Below are 14348 nucleotides of genomic sequence, written 5' to 3'. Positions count from 1 at the left end.
CTATGTTATGCTGATGTACTAGTTAAATAGTATGAAATAATTGATTATGACTCCAAATCATCTGACAGATCCGGCACTTTCGCCACAAAATAATGAAGACTGGCAACGCTTTGTAACGTTACTCCAACAGGCTTTTACACAAAATCTACAGCATCCGGTTTTGCAGTTATTACTAACACCGGATGAACGCACAGCGTTGGCTACGAGGGTTCGAATTATCCAGGAATTAATGAGCGGGCAAATGAGCCAACGTGAGCTGAAAAATGAACTTGGGGTTGGAATTGCGACTATCACACGCGGTTCTAATAGTCTAAAATCCGCGCCAGACGATGTGAAAGCTTGGTTAGAAGAACAATTGTTGAAATAATAGGCCGCCGGTTGCGGCCCATGATGAATGTTTGTTTAACGGGCATCCAGTTCTTTATAAATTTCATGATGTACAGGTACTAAAGCGAGTATTAGAGCTTGGTGGTATACGCTGGTACGAGTCAGGATACCATTGGTGAAAAAGCCAATGGCACCACCTTTCCACTTGATGTTATCAATGCCTGTAAGATAAGTCATTTCATGGCCTAATTCCCTGCCTTCACGAATACCATTAAGAACTTTTTCTGGTAGCATCAGACTGGCTGAGCGAGATTCTCCACGAATTTGCTGATATTCTACGACCATCCAGGCGAACGTCATATCATCTTCAATACCCGCTTCCACTCCAACCCAAAAATCTGCTTCAGGGCGAACTTGTCTGGCTGCCATCACACGCTGACGGGCACCGGTGCGGGTTTCTGCGTTACCAATGGGTTGCTGTGGGACACTGCTGTCTACGTTGATATCTTCAATCCGGTATGTACCTGGCCCAAAGACATCGTCAAATGCGAGACTAATAGCCTTAATTTTGGCGGGGTTGGTGGTTGCAGCAATAACGTGATACATAATAAATAAGTTATCCTTTGAACTAATATTTACGCAGTATAACGGAAAATGAAAATGTTACAGGTATATCTTGTTCGCCATGGGGAATCCGAATGGAATGCGGAGCGTCGTATTCAGGGACAATCTGACAGCCCTTTAACTGAAACAGGCGAATATCAGGCCAGATTAGTGGCGCAAAGAGTAAAATCTGAAAGTATTACTCATATTATTACCAGTGATCTTGGACGTACACGACGTACCGCAGAAATCATTGCGGAGGTTTGTGATTGTGAAATTATCTTGGAGCCACGTTTACGTGAATTGAATATGGGGGTGCTTGAGCGCAGAAATATTGATTCACTGACCTCTGAAGAGGAAAGCTGGCGTAAGAAAGTGCTCGATGGTACACCTGGTGGGCGTATCCCTGAAGGTGAATCTATGGATGAATTAGCTGTGCGTATGCGAGCCGCGCTGGAAAGCTGCCGTAATCTGCCTAATGGTAGTCGACCGCTATTAGTCAGTCATGGAATCGCTCTGGGATGTTTAGTTGGTACAATATTAGGATTACCAGCACATGCTGAACGTCGTCTTCGTTTGCGTAATTGTTCTTTGTCCAGAGTGGATTACCAAAGCAGCCCGTGGCTGGCATCTGGTTGGATTGTAGAAACGGCAGGCGATATCACACATCTGGATACGCCTGCTTTGGATGAATTACAACGTTAACTTAGGATAGGGATGAGATATTGAAATTCGACGATATGATTCTCCGCTTCCTTGTCTCTATAATTTGTATTAGTGAGATAATAACGTTCGATATCGTATCCTTTTCTGCGGGTTAAATTCAGTATTGGCAGGCAAATACCATAGACGGTGAACAGGAAATCCTGTAAGCCTTCTTTGGTGCCATAGTAACTGAATGAGACATACTCTCCAGCCGGTAATGTAACGGGTTGGCTGCCTGCTACATCAAACTGTGCATATTTGGGTTCTACTGCTGTGGTGTAGAACACCGTCTGCTCATCTTCTTTTTCTGGATTGGGAATAGCATGGTGAAGACCATAAAGCACTGGCGGTAACACTTCTGCATTTTGCAGATAGTATGTCCAGAAATTGTGGCGCATTTCAGTACAAAAACTTGACCATTGTTCCAGCGTATAGGAACAAGACTGCTCTATACCAACCAGTTGTTGTTGTTCCAGTGTGGTGTATGTTGCTTCAGGAATATGCCTTTTATCCAGTAATATCGGCGGACAGATACCTGTAGCGCACCACTCTTCACTGAGTCGATAAAGTGCTGGTGTTTTGTTGAATTGTTTTTTAAATGCACGGGTAAAAGTTTGTTGGGAGTCAAATCGGTACTGCAAAGCAATATCCAGAATAGGGCGGCTGGTTAAACGTAAAGCAACGGCGGCCCGTGATAACCTTCTGGCGCGGATATAAGAGCCAATAGCTTGGCCGGTAACGTCTTTAAACATACGTTGCAGGTGCCATTTAGAATAGCCTGCTTTGGCTGCAACCTTGTCGAGTGATAACGATTGATCTAAGTGATTATCTAGCCAACGTAATAAATCACGAATGATGTTGGTTTGATCCATACATCTCCTTAGTCATTAAGACCAGAACGAATAATATAAGAGCCTATACCACTAGGCTATTTTGTTTGCCATTCTGAACAAGTACGTAGAGTCAGCGAAATGGGCATTCTCATGTATTGCATATACGTTCCGGTTTCTACGTGCTGTCCGTGTTCACAATTTATTGACAAGAATAGCATTCAACAATAATTCTACTGGATATAAGCACTAAGTGTAAAACAAGTCTCCTATTTACAATAGGATACTTATTAAGATTATTATTTCATTCATTACTTTGTGAAATTATATTTATATGTAACTATTGTTATCGATAGTATTACGATTCTATCTGGTATCACTGTGGTGAAGTTGTACACTGAATTGGTTAAGGCATGAGATTAAATATGTTAAAGATCAGAAAGATATTTTTAGCAACCACATTGTTGTTCATACCTCTGGTGACTCAAGCTGAAGAGATTGGTTCGGTAGATACTGTTTTTAAATTTATCGGGCCTGATCATAAAATTGTGGTTGAAGCGTTTGATGATCCTGATGTGAAAAATGTGACTTGTTACCTAAGTAGGGCAAAAACAGGCGGAATCAAAGGTGGTTTAGGACTGGCGGAAGATACCGCTGATGCTGCTATTTCCTGCCAACAGGTTGGGTCTATTGAGCTGACAGACAAGATTAAGAAGAGCAGCAAGAAGGGCCAGGTTGTTTTCCAGAAGCGAACTTCGCTGGTGTTTAAAAAACTTCAGGTTGTCCGTTTCTATGATGCAAACCGTGATGCACTTGTTTATTTGACTTATTCAGACAAAATGATTGATGGTTCACCGAAGAATGCACTTAGTGCTGTGCCAATTATGCCGTGGAAAGTTGCAGGAAACTGAGAGAATAGGATGGGAGGGTATCCCATCCTGTCATTTATACCCTTCATCCTTCAAGTTACTGCTTTGTTGGCTGCTTTCACTCACCCCAGTCACATCGTTATCTATGCCCCTGGGGATTCGTTCACTTGCCGCCGCGCTGCAACTCGAAATCTATTGGGTATAGGTTTATTAATGATTCAAATCATACTTCTAAATCACCACAGAAACGATAACCTTCACCATGAATAGTAGCAATGATCTCCATAGTATCTGGGGTAGATTCGAAATGCTTACGGATACGGCGAATTGTCACATCAACAGTACGATCATGGGGTTTCAGTTCACGGCCTGTCATTTTTTTCAGTAGTTCTGCGCGAGTCTGGATTTTGCCTGGATTTTCACAGAAATGAAGCATGGCGCGGAATTCACTACGTGGCAGTTTATATTGCTCACCAGCAGGGCTGATAAGAGAACGGCTATTGATATCCAATTCCCAGCCATTGAATTTGTAGCTTTCAACCTGGTGGCGTTCCTCGCTGATATTACTCAGATTCATGGTGCGAGAAAGCAGGTTGCGGGCACGAATGGTCAGTTCACGTGGGTTGAATGGTTTGGTGATATAATCATCTGCCCCAATTTCTAACCCAAGGATCTTGTCCACTTCATTATCACGGCCAGTCAGGAACATCAAAGCAACATTCGCTTGTTCGCGCAATTCGCGGGCAAGCAACAAGCCATTTTTGCCTGGAAGATTGATATCCATAATCACCAGGTTAATGTCACTGTCCGATAGAATATGATGCATTTCTGAACCATCAGTGGCTTCATAAACAACATACCCTTCAGCTTCGAAAATGCTTTTTAGGGTGTTGCGAGTGACAATTTCGTCTTCAACAATCAAAATGTGCGGGGTTTGCATGGTTGCTACCTAAAATCGCTTAAAAATAAAATCAGAATGACTCAAACTACTCTTATCTCAGGATATTTACTGGTTATTGTTTGTCATCACTGAAATTATGGCTTAAGTCAGTAATAACATTTATTGATATGCTTTACACTGAAAGTAAAAGTTGCTTTTCCTTTGGGGGTATGTACCCGAAAAAACTGGTTAAACAGTATTATGTTAGTCTATTAACAGCAATATAACAGCTTGCAATGCATTTACCATCTAAAAAAACTACCTTTTATTGACGTACATCAAAATTGATTGTAGCACGTTAATATTATTTATATTTGTTATTTTATACTTTGTATTATGCAGGAAAATGACAAATTTCTGTTAACACGCAAAATACTTCTGTATAAAAAATGGTCGATTTTGTGCTTGCTTGTGAACAAAAATACCTGATTTTTACTAAAAGACAAAACATATTGTTAATCTTGTTAAAAATAGAGTTAACAACTGAAACAGGGTATTCAATTGGATATATTTGTTTGCATTGGTGACTATAAAATAAATTATTCCAATGCAGCAAATATCAAAAACATAAGGTTGTTTAGAGAAAATGTTTGACTTTGTGCACAAATTACTTTAACCAATATAGGGTCGAGTTAATTAAATGACAGACAGGAACTTATGCAAACTATCAGCCTGAAAACCACAATTACTATTACCACCGGAACCACAGGTTGCGGGGCGGGCTGACGCATACATAAAATAGATAAAAAAGCCCGCATCCAAATCAGATGCGGGCTTTTTTTTGGCGCGAAATCAGGAGAAACATGTCAATGCTAGTGCTTAAATTTGGAGGAACTTCGGTCGCTAACTGCCAGCGTGTGCTGAGTGTCGCCGATATCGCTGAGAAGAAACTTTCTCAAGGAGGGGTTGCGTTGGTGCTTTCTGCCCCGGCAAAAATGACTAATCATTTAGTCGCGATGATCGAAAAAACTGTGGCTGGGCAAGATGTTATTACCCATATGCATGATGCTGAACAGATTTTTGCTGATTTACTACAGGGTCTAATACAGGCGCAACCCGGTTTTGATTATGAGCGGTTAAAAATGATGGTTGAGCAAGAGTTTGCTCAATTGAAACAGGTGCTGCATGGTGTTTCATTATTAGGCCAATGCCCGGACAGTATTAACGCTTCTGTGATTTGCCGTGGTGAAAAACTCTCTATTGCTATCATGGAATCTGTATTGCAGGCTCGTGGTCACAAGGTCACGGTGATTGATCCGGTAAAAAATCTGTTGGCACAAGGTCATTACCTTGAATCTACGGTAGATATTAATGAGTCTGCGAAGCGTATCTCTTCTTTGAATATTCCTAGTGATCATATTGTTCTGATGGCGGGATTTACTGCTGGAAATGATAAAGGAGAATTAGTTGTTTTAGGGCGTAATGGTTCTGACTATTCTGCTGCTGTTTTGGCTGCTTGTTTGCGTGCTGAATGTTGCGAAATCTGGACTGATGTAGATGGCGTCTATACCTGTGACCCGAGAATCGTGCCAGATGCACGCTTATTAAAGGGAATGTCCTATCAGGAAGCGATGGAACTCTCTTATTTCGGGGCTAAAGTGCTTCATCCTCGGACTATCGCTCCGATTGCTCAATTTCAGATTCCTTGTTTAATTAAAAATACCGCTAATCCAGATGCACCGGGAACACTTATCGGTGATGGGCAGAAAGATGAAAGTGCGCCGGTAAAAGGTATTACCAACCTGAGCAATATGGCGATGATCAACGTATCAGGTCCTGGTATGAAGGGGATGGTTGGGATGGCCGCACGGGTATTTGCTGTGATGTCTCGTGCCGGGATTTCTGTTGTACTGATCACTCAGTCATCTTCAGAATACAGCATCAGCTTCTGTGTGCCTCAACGAGAATTGGAACGTGCACGTCGGGCGTTGAGTGAAGAATTCTATCTCGAACTGAAGGATGGTGTTCTTGATCCGCTAGATGTGATGGAAAATCTCTCTATTATCTCTGTTGTTGGTGATGGTATGCGCACTTTGCGCGGTATCTCTGCCCGTTTTTTCTCGGCCCTTGCTCGCGGTAACATCAATATTGTTGCCATTGCACAGGGATCTTCTGAACGTTCTATTTCTGCCGTTATCGACAATGAAGCGGCTACTACCGCAGTCCGTCTATGCCATCAGATATTATTTAACACTGATCAAGTGATCGAGGTTTTTGTTGTCGGTGTCGGTGGTGTTGGTAGCGCTTTAATTGAGCAGATCCGTCGCCAGCAAACATGGTTAAAACAAAAACACATTGACTTACGGGTATGTGGTATCGCTAATTCGCGGGCTATGCTGACTGATATGAGAGGTATTTGTCTCGATAATTGGCAGCAGTGTTTGTCAGAAGTTAAAGAGCCATTTAGCCTGAGTCGTCTGATCCGCTTGGAGAAAGAGTATCATCTGCTTAATCCAGTGATAGTGGATTGTACCTCTAATCAGCAAATGGCAGATCAATATGCTAGCTTTCTGAGTGATGGGTTTAATGTAGTCACGCCGAATAAGAAAGCCAACACAGCATCAATGGCTTATTACCATCAGATCCGTAAAGCAGCGGAAAAATCCAAGCGTAAATTCCTGTATGATACCAATGTGGGAGCGGGTTTGCCTGTTATTGAGAACTTACAGAATTTGCTTAATGCGGGTGATGAGTTGGTTCAGTTTAACGGTATTCTTTCCGGTTCTCTTTCCTTTATTTTCGGTATGCTGGATGAAGGGATATCATTATCTCAGGCGACTTTACTTGCGAAAGAGAAAGGCTATACCGAGCCAGATCCTCGTGATGATCTCTCTGGTATGGATGTTGCCCGTAAGCTGTTGATTCTCGCTCGTGAGTCAGGTCGTGAGCTTGAATTGGATGATATTGATGTGGAGCCGGTGTTACCTGCTTCCTTTGATGACAGCGGTAACGTAGAGGCTTTCCTTGAGCGTCTACCTTCTCTTGATCAGGATTTCAACCAGCGTGTAGCAGAAGCGCAAGCTCAAGGGAAAGTGTTACGTTATATTGGCATGATTGAGAATGGTCGTTGCAGAGTGAAAATTACTGCGGTAGATGGTAATGACCCGCTGTATAAAGTCAAAAATGGCGAAAATGCGCTGGCATTCTACACCCGTTACTATCAGCCGATACCGTTGGTACTGCGTGGTTACGGGGCCGGTAATGATGTTACAGCAGCAGGTGTTTTTGCCGATATGCTGCGTACTTTATCCTGGAAACAGGGAGTTTAATTGTGGTTAAAGTCTATGCTCCCGCATCTATTGGGAATGTTAGTGTTGGGTTTGATGTGCTGGGAGCCTCAGTTTCTCCCGTTGATGGTACTTTATTAGGTGACTGTGTTGCTGTTTGTGCGGCGGATAGTTTCAGTTTGCGTAATGAAGGACGATTTGTGGGGAAGCTACCAGAGAAACCGGAGTGCAACATCGTTTATCAATGCTGGCAGTTGTTCTGCCAGCATTTAGGTAAACAGTTACCTGTAGAAATGACGTTAGAAAAGAATATGCCAATTGGTTCTGGCCTTGGTTCCAGCGCTTGTTCTGTTGTGGCTGGTTTAATGGCCCTGAATGAGTTTACGGGACGCCCATTCAGTGAAGGTCAATTACTGGAAATGATGGGCGAGTTGGAAGGGCGCATTTCAGGCAGCATTCACTATGATAACGTCGCGCCATGTTACCTTGGCGGTTTACAACTGATTATGGAACAAGGGGATATTATCTGTCAGTCGGTGCCTTCATTTGATGAATGGCTCTGGGTGATGGCTTATCCGGGTATTAAAGTTTCTACCGCAGAAGCCAGAGCAATTTTACCTGCAAAATATTCGAAACGGGATGTTATCGACCATGGGCGTTTTCTTGCTGGCTTTATTCATGCTTGTCATACACGACAACCTGAACTAGCAGCCAGATTGATGCAAGATGTTATTGCTGAGCCGTACCGCAGGCAACTGTTGCCAGGTTTTACTAAAGCTCGTGAAGCGGCAAAAGAGATAGGCGCATTAGCCTGTGGTATTTCTGGCTCCGGTCCGACGTTGTTTTCCATTTGTAATGATATGGCTACCGCCGAGAAAATGGCTGAGTGGCTGCAACAGCATTATGTTCAGAATGATGAAGGTTTTGTACACATTTGCCGTCTGGATCTCGCAGGCGCACGACAGATAGGGTAACCGATGAAACTGTATAACTTAAAAGACAACAGCGAGCAGGTGAGTTTTGCGCAGGCAGTAAAACAGGGGTTAGGTAAACAACAAGGACTTTTCTTCCCGCAAGATTTACCCGAATTCAGTCGTGAAGAAATTGACCAACTGTTGAAACTGGATTTTGTTACCCGCAGTGGCCGCATTCTTTCAGCATTTATTGGCGATGAAATTCCGCCAGAACAACTAGCGGCAAGGGTTAAGAGTGCTTTTACTTTTCCAGCACCTGTTGCAAAAGTGGCAGAGGATATTGCAACGCTGGAATTATTCCACGGCCCGACTCTGGCATTCAAAGATTTTGGTGGTCGTTTTATGGCACAAATACTGGCACAGGTTGCTGGTGAGCAGCCTGTGACTATCTTGACTGCGACTTCCGGCGATACTGGTGCCGCAGTAGCGCATGCCTTCTATGGGTTGAACAATGTACAGGTGGTTATTCTCTATCCGCAGGGTAAAATTAGCCCGTTACAGGAAAAACTGTTCTGTACATTGGGCGGTAATATTCACACGGTTGCGATTGATGGTGATTTCGATGCTTGCCAATCGTTGGTCAAACAGGCGTTTGATGATCAGGAATTGAAACAAGCTCTGTATCTCAATTCAGCTAACTCAATTAACATTAGCCGCTTATTGGCACAAATTTGCTATTACTTTGAGGCGGTGGCTCAGGTACCAGAAGATAAGCGCGAAAAATTGGTTATTTCTGTGCCCAGTGGGAATTTTGGTGATTTGACCGCGGGTTTATTAGCGAAATCAATGGGATTGCCGGTAAAACGTTTTATTGCGGCGACTAATGTTAACGACACGGTTCCACGTTATCTGGCAGATGGAAAATGGCTGCCTAATCAGACAGTTGCTACTCTTTCCAACGCGATGGATGTTAGCCAGCCAAATAACTGGCCGCGTATTGAAGAACTTTTTCGTTGTCAATCCTGGTCATTAAGTGAGTTGGGATATGGCGTAGTCAGCGATGAGGTCACTAAAGAGACCATCAAGGAATTGGCTAAACTGGGTTATATCTCTGAACCTCATGCAGCAGTTGCTTACCGCGTCTTGCGTGATCAATTACAGGAAGATGAATACGGATTATTTCTCGGTACGGCTCATCCGGCGAAATTTAAAGAGAGTGTGGAACAGATTCTGGGTGAGGAATTACCATTGCCTAAAGCTTTGGCAGAACGGGCTGATTTAGACTTGTTATCCCATGATTTGCCGGCAGATTTTGTTAAATTACGTGCTTTCTTGATGGAAAGAGCCCCTAAGTAATCAAGAAAATAGGTGCCGCATAGATCATGCGGCGTTTATCCCCTTTATCTTTCAAGCTGCTGCTTGGTTGGCTGCGTTCACTCACCCCAGTCACATCGTTATCTATGCTCCTGGGGATTGGCTCACTTGCCGCCGCGCTGCAACTCGAAATCTATTATACCCGTCATCTTTCAAGTTGCCTCTTTGTTGTCTGCACTCACTCACCCCGGTCACATAGTTATCTATGCTCCCGGGGATTCGCTCCTTTGCCGTCGCGATGCATCTTGAAATCTATAGGGTATAGGTATATATCGATGGTAAAAATTTTAATGTTGTTCTGAACGTTTAAATACCAGCTCATTTCCTTTAGATAGCGACTCATCAAAAGCGTAGCCATCCAAATTGAATTCCATCAGGCGGTCAATTTGTGTTAACTGATTCTGAATAATAAACCGGCTCATCAGCCCACGGGCTTTTTTCGCATAAAAGCTGATAATCTTATATTTACCGTTTTTCTCATCAAGGAATACGGGTTTGATAATCTTACCGGCTAATTTTTTCATATTAACGGATTTGAAATATTCATCAGAAGCCAGATTAACTAATATATTATCGCCTTGCTGTTCTAGGGCTTCATTAAGTTTTTCTGTGATCAGATCTCCCCAGAAAGAATAAAGATCTCTACCACATTTATTTTCCAGTTTGATCCCCATTTCCAGCCGGTAGGGTTGCATCAAATCCAAAGGACGGAGCACACCATAAAGGCCAGATAGGATTCGCAGATGATCTTGAGCAAAATCAAAATCCTTATCGGAAAAAGCTTCAGCTTGCATGCCGGTATACACATCACCTTTAAATGCCAGAATAGCCTGGCGTGCATTTTCTGGCGTGAAATTAGAATGCCATTCGCCAAAGCGGGCTGCATTTAGACCGGCAAGTTTATCGCTGATACCCATCAGGCTGGCGATTTGGGCTGGTGTTAGTTTACGACAGATGCTAATTAGCTGTTCTGACTGATCGAGTAATGCTGGCTGACTATATTTTTCCGTGGTAAGCGGGCTTTCATAATCAAGAGTTTTTGCCGGTGAAATAGTGATAAGCATAATGTCATCCCGATTGTTTAGATTAAGTGGCTTTAACAAAAGATAGGATAATAAAGAATTAATAGCAACGATAGCAGAAACTGAGTGCGTGATATCTGTGGGTAACAAGCTGATAATCTTACATTCCGTTTTGCTGATCGATATTATCTTTAATGTTCATAATATTTAAATAATTTATATAGTTATATTTTAATTTAAATTCATATATAAGAATAAATAAAGTTTATAAGGTTATTGGAATGTCAGTTTTTGTGCGTTAGATCGATTTTTTTTGGATTGTAATAGAGTAATTATTCTAAAAGTAAGCAGCTATATTATATTTCAAATTTCTTATTTGATTGAAATCGATTGAATAATAAAATATAAATGGGATAAGGCATGGAGAATAATAACAAACTATTATCATCTGATATAATATCTATCTTTGGCACAGGAATAAGTGAAATAGCACTGCTTGCACTGGTATATTCAATTACGAGATCAGAAATAGATACGTCTTTAATGGTATCTATAAGGTTAACGGCGAGTATATTAGTTTTTACGTTGATTGGGGGACTAATTTCTCGGTTTAATATGCGGGCTATTTGTATTTCTTCGGATTTCTTTCGAGCGGTAATAATATTTCTTGCTGTGTTTGTAAGTAATATATATGTATTGTTCTTCATATCTTTTCTTCTGTCATTTCTTTCAGGTTTGAATATATCAATAAGGTCAGTGGCATATCAGGTATTTGTCAGCTCAGAAGAAAGAGTTGCTTTTATATCAAAGCAACAATTCTATTATGGTTTATTCTCTATATCTTCCCCATTGATAGCCGGATTTTTGATAAATATGACTTCGATACGTTTTGTATTTCTTATTGAATCGATATGTTTTCTTTTATCGATTACATTTCTCTTTTTTATCGTTGATTGGGGTTCTAGAACAGAGAAGAAAGAGAGTGCTATGAAATATGGTGGTTTAGAATATATTATTAAGAATAATACTCAGAGAAATATATTGTTATTTAGGATAAGTATATTAACTGCAATGGTGTCATATCAAGTAATTTCAACCTATATTATGACCTCTAATTATACAACAATTGTCTCTTTGTTTATTAAATGGTATTCATTTTCTTTTTCTGATTTAATCGCTTATTTTTCCTTTGTGGCTTCTATTTCAATGTTATTTGGTTCCTATTTGTCTGGTGCTTATTTTGATATAAATAAGTTAAAAAAATCTTTCTTTCTTGGTTCCCTTTTGATTGCAGTTGGGAGTATGCTTTGGGCTATGCCTTTGTCAAGAATTGTCTTGTTATTCTATACATTGGGAACTATGCTTATTTTTATCGGACTTTCTTTCTTAAAGATATCTCTCTATACATCAGGACAAGAGCTGACGCCAGAAAAATATTTTGCGAGAATAATATCGTCTTCAGATGCAATTTCAAGAAGTTATCAGTCAGCCTTTGGTATTATAATAATATGGTTAATCCCTTTGTTAGGAAGTAGTGTTTTATTTGTATTTTTTGCAATGTGTTCTTTGAGCTCAGTTTTTGTTTCGAAGAAAATAAGTGCTGAAGTTGAGAATAAATTAATATTAAAGTGATTTATTTTAAATTAAATTTCTGATAATAATTTCAATTTACGACTTCTCACATTATCCTCAAGAAGATTTATTGGAACAATTGTGTATTTGCATCGAGTAATCGTTTTTACCGCCTTGCAGCAAGGTGTTACCGTGTTATTATCCATGGATGGCGCAGTAACAATGCCACAATTTCACGCATAACGATGAGATATGACAATATGACCGATAAACTAACTTCCCTGCGTAAACTGACAACAGTGGTAGCAGATACCGGGGATATTGCGGCGATGAAACTTTATCAGCCACAAGATGCTACGACTAACCCATCTCTGATCCTTAACGCTGCACAGATCCCTGAATACCGCAAGCTAATCGATGAAGCAATTGCGTGGGCGCGTGAACAGAGTAGCTCCCGCGAGCAGCAGATTGTGGATGCCAGCGATAAACTGGCGGTGAATATTGGTTTGGAAATTCTGAAATTGATCCCAGGCCGTATCTCTACGGAAGTAGATGCTCGTCTGTCTTATGACACCGAAGCCAGCGTAGCTAAAGCTAAGCGTTTGATAAAGCTGTATAACGAAGCGGGTATCAGCAATGATCGTATTCTGATCAAACTGGCTTCAACCTGGCAGGGTATCCGTGCGGCTGAGCAGTTAGAAAAAGAAGGTATCAATTGTAACCTGACTCTGCTGTTCTCCTTTGCTCAGGCACGTGCTTGTGCCGAAGCGGGGGTTTATCTGATTTCGCCATTCGTTGGCCGCATCCTTGACTGGTACAAAGAGAACAGCGATAAAAAAGAATTCGCGCCGCACGAAGATCCAGGTGTTATTTCTGTGACCGAGATCTACCAATATTATAAGCAACATGGCTATGACACCGTTGTTATGGGAGCAAGTTTCCGTAACTCCGGAGAGATTTTAGAATTGGCTGGTTGTGACCGTTTGACAATTGCCCCTGCGTTGTTGAAAGAATTATCCGAAGCTCAAGGTGAGGTTGAATGTAAGTTGAGTTATACCGGTGAAATTAAAACGCGCCCAGAGCCATTGAGTGAAGCTAAGTTCTATTGGGAACACCACCAAGATGCAATGGCGACAGAAAAACTGGCGGATGGTATCCGTAAATTTGCTGTAGATCAGGGCAAACTTGAGAAGATGATCGCTGATTTGCTGTAATGATAGGTCATAAACTATTCTTTTAGTGTTGAAGGCGGCATAATTAGCCGCCTTTTTGCTGTTAGTTAATTGTGTTTTGAGGTTTATATGAATGAGTTGCGTATTGGTCTGGTATCTGTCTCTGATCGTGCATCAAGCGGGGTTTATCAGGACAAAGGGATTCCTGCGCTGGAGGAGTGGTTAAAAAGTGCTATTACGACGCCTTTCCGTGTAGAAACTCGTTTAATCCCTGATGAGCAGATCATTATTGAACAAACTCTGTGTGAATTGGTAGATGAAATCGATTGTCATTTGGTTCTAACGACTGGTGGAACTGGCCCGGCGCGCCGTGATGTGACTCCCGATGCAACATTGGCGGTTGCAGACCGTGAAATGCCGGGTTATGGCGAGCAGATGCGCCAAATTAGTTTAAAATTTGTTCCGACAGCAATTTTGTCCCGCCAGGTTGGTGTGATCCGCAAACAGGCTCTTATCCTGAACTTGCCAGGGCAACCAAAAGCAATAGCAGAAACACTGGAAGGTTTGAAAGACGAAAATGGTAAGGTTCTGGTATCCGGCATTTTTGCCAGCGTGCCCTATTGTATCCAATTGTTGGATGGGCCATATGTGGAAACTGATGATAAAGTGGTTGCAGCTTTCAGGCCAAAAATCGCTCGTCGCTGAGCAATGAGTGGAGTGTAGAAAGAATCAAAAAATCGAACTTTTATTTGCCACCACCGAAAGACAACTTCAACATTAAGTCTGCAATTCA

General features: G+C 41.7%; 13 protein-coding genes and 1 other annotated feature. Of the genes, 9 read left to right on the top strand and 4 right to left on the bottom strand.

Annotated elements, in window-relative coordinates:
• Positions 1–46 precede the first annotated feature (46 nt).
• A complete protein-coding gene (gene trpR / locus BDD30_RS14500; RefSeq protein WP_012776715.1) occupies positions 47–367 on the top strand; it encodes a trp operon repressor in 321 nt (106 codons plus the stop codon).
• Positions 368–402: 35 nt separating this feature from the next.
• Here the strand turns inward: trpR and yjjX are convergent, their stop codons facing one another.
• A complete protein-coding gene (gene yjjX, locus BDD30_RS14495) occupies positions 403–933 on the bottom strand; it encodes an inosine/xanthosine triphosphatase (RefSeq protein ID WP_012776716.1) in 531 nt (176 codons plus the stop codon).
• A 54-nt stretch (positions 934–987) separates the two neighbouring features.
• On the opposite strand from yjjX, the gene gpmB reads away from it, so the two are divergent.
• Entirely contained in the window at positions 988–1635 is a 648-nt protein-coding gene (gpmB, locus tag BDD30_RS14490) for a 2,3-diphosphoglycerate-dependent phosphoglycerate mutase GpmB (protein WP_012776717.1), read from the top strand.
• Here gpmB and robA read toward each other — a convergent pair.
• On the bottom strand, positions 1632–2507 hold the full coding sequence (gene robA, locus BDD30_RS14485) for an MDR efflux pump AcrAB transcriptional activator RobA (RefSeq protein WP_012776718.1): 876 nt from the start codon (positions 2505–2507) through the stop codon (positions 1632–1634). The genes gpmB and robA overlap by 4 nt on opposite strands.
• A gap of 383 nt (positions 2508–2890) precedes the next feature.
• Between robA and creA the strand changes: the two genes are divergently transcribed.
• Positions 2891–3376, top strand: a complete 486-nt coding sequence (creA, locus tag BDD30_RS14480) for a protein CreA (protein WP_012776719.1) — start codon at positions 2891–2893, stop codon at positions 3374–3376.
• Between the two features lie 181 nt (positions 3377–3557).
• Here the strand turns inward: creA and arcA are convergent, their stop codons facing one another.
• Positions 3558–4274 (bottom strand): two-component system response regulator ArcA, encoded by a 717-nt coding sequence (gene arcA, locus BDD30_RS14470; RefSeq protein WP_012776720.1) that lies wholly within the window; start codon positions 4272–4274, stop codon positions 3558–3560.
• Between the two features lie 664 nt (positions 4275–4938).
• Positions 4939–5058, top strand: a sequence feature (Thr leader region).
• A gap of 25 nt (positions 5059–5083) precedes the next feature.
• On the opposite strand from arcA, the gene thrA reads away from it, so the two are divergent.
• From thrA to thrC, 3 genes are read left to right on the top strand one after another with little or no spacing between them, the layout of a single operon-like run.
• On the top strand, positions 5084–7543 hold the full coding sequence (gene thrA / locus BDD30_RS14465) for a bifunctional aspartate kinase/homoserine dehydrogenase I (protein ID WP_041382672.1): 2460 nt from the start codon (positions 5084–5086) through the stop codon (positions 7541–7543).
• Between the two features lie 2 nt (positions 7544–7545).
• Complete coding sequence (thrB, locus tag BDD30_RS14460) at positions 7546–8475, top strand: homoserine kinase (RefSeq protein ID WP_012776722.1); 930 nt, start codon at positions 7546–7548, stop codon at positions 8473–8475.
• Positions 8476–8478: 3 nt separating this feature from the next.
• Positions 8479–9771 (top strand): threonine synthase, encoded by a 1293-nt coding sequence (gene thrC / locus BDD30_RS14455; protein WP_012776723.1) that lies wholly within the window; start codon positions 8479–8481, stop codon positions 9769–9771.
• Positions 9772–10076: 305 nt separating this feature from the next.
• Here the strand turns inward: thrC and yaaA are convergent, their stop codons facing one another.
• Complete coding sequence (yaaA, locus tag BDD30_RS14445) at positions 10077–10853, bottom strand: peroxide stress protein YaaA (protein ID WP_012776724.1); 777 nt, start codon at positions 10851–10853, stop codon at positions 10077–10079.
• Between the two features lie 378 nt (positions 10854–11231).
• Here yaaA and BDD30_RS14440 point away from each other — a divergent pair, with 378 nt between their 5' ends.
• The 3 genes from BDD30_RS14440 (at position 11232) to mog (ending at position 14260) form a co-directional block, all read left to right on the top strand.
• Positions 11232–12443, top strand: a complete 1212-nt coding sequence (locus BDD30_RS14440; RefSeq protein WP_012776725.1) for an MFS transporter — start codon at positions 11232–11234, stop codon at positions 12441–12443.
• Positions 12444–12643: 200 nt separating this feature from the next.
• Positions 12644–13597 (top strand): transaldolase, encoded by a 954-nt coding sequence (gene tal, locus BDD30_RS14435; protein WP_012776726.1) that lies wholly within the window; start codon positions 12644–12646, stop codon positions 13595–13597.
• A gap of 87 nt (positions 13598–13684) precedes the next feature.
• Positions 13685–14260 (top strand): molybdopterin adenylyltransferase, encoded by a 576-nt coding sequence (mog, locus tag BDD30_RS14430; protein ID WP_012776727.1) that lies wholly within the window; start codon positions 13685–13687, stop codon positions 14258–14260.
• Positions 14261–14348 lie beyond the last annotated feature (88 nt).

Source organism: Photorhabdus asymbiotica (genome assembly GCF_003634575.1).
Taxonomy (GTDB): domain Bacteria; phylum Pseudomonadota; class Gammaproteobacteria; order Enterobacterales; family Enterobacteriaceae; genus Photorhabdus; species Photorhabdus asymbiotica.
The sequence above is the reverse complement of the archived record's forward strand: the minus strand, read 5'-3'. Positions and strand labels throughout refer to the sequence as shown.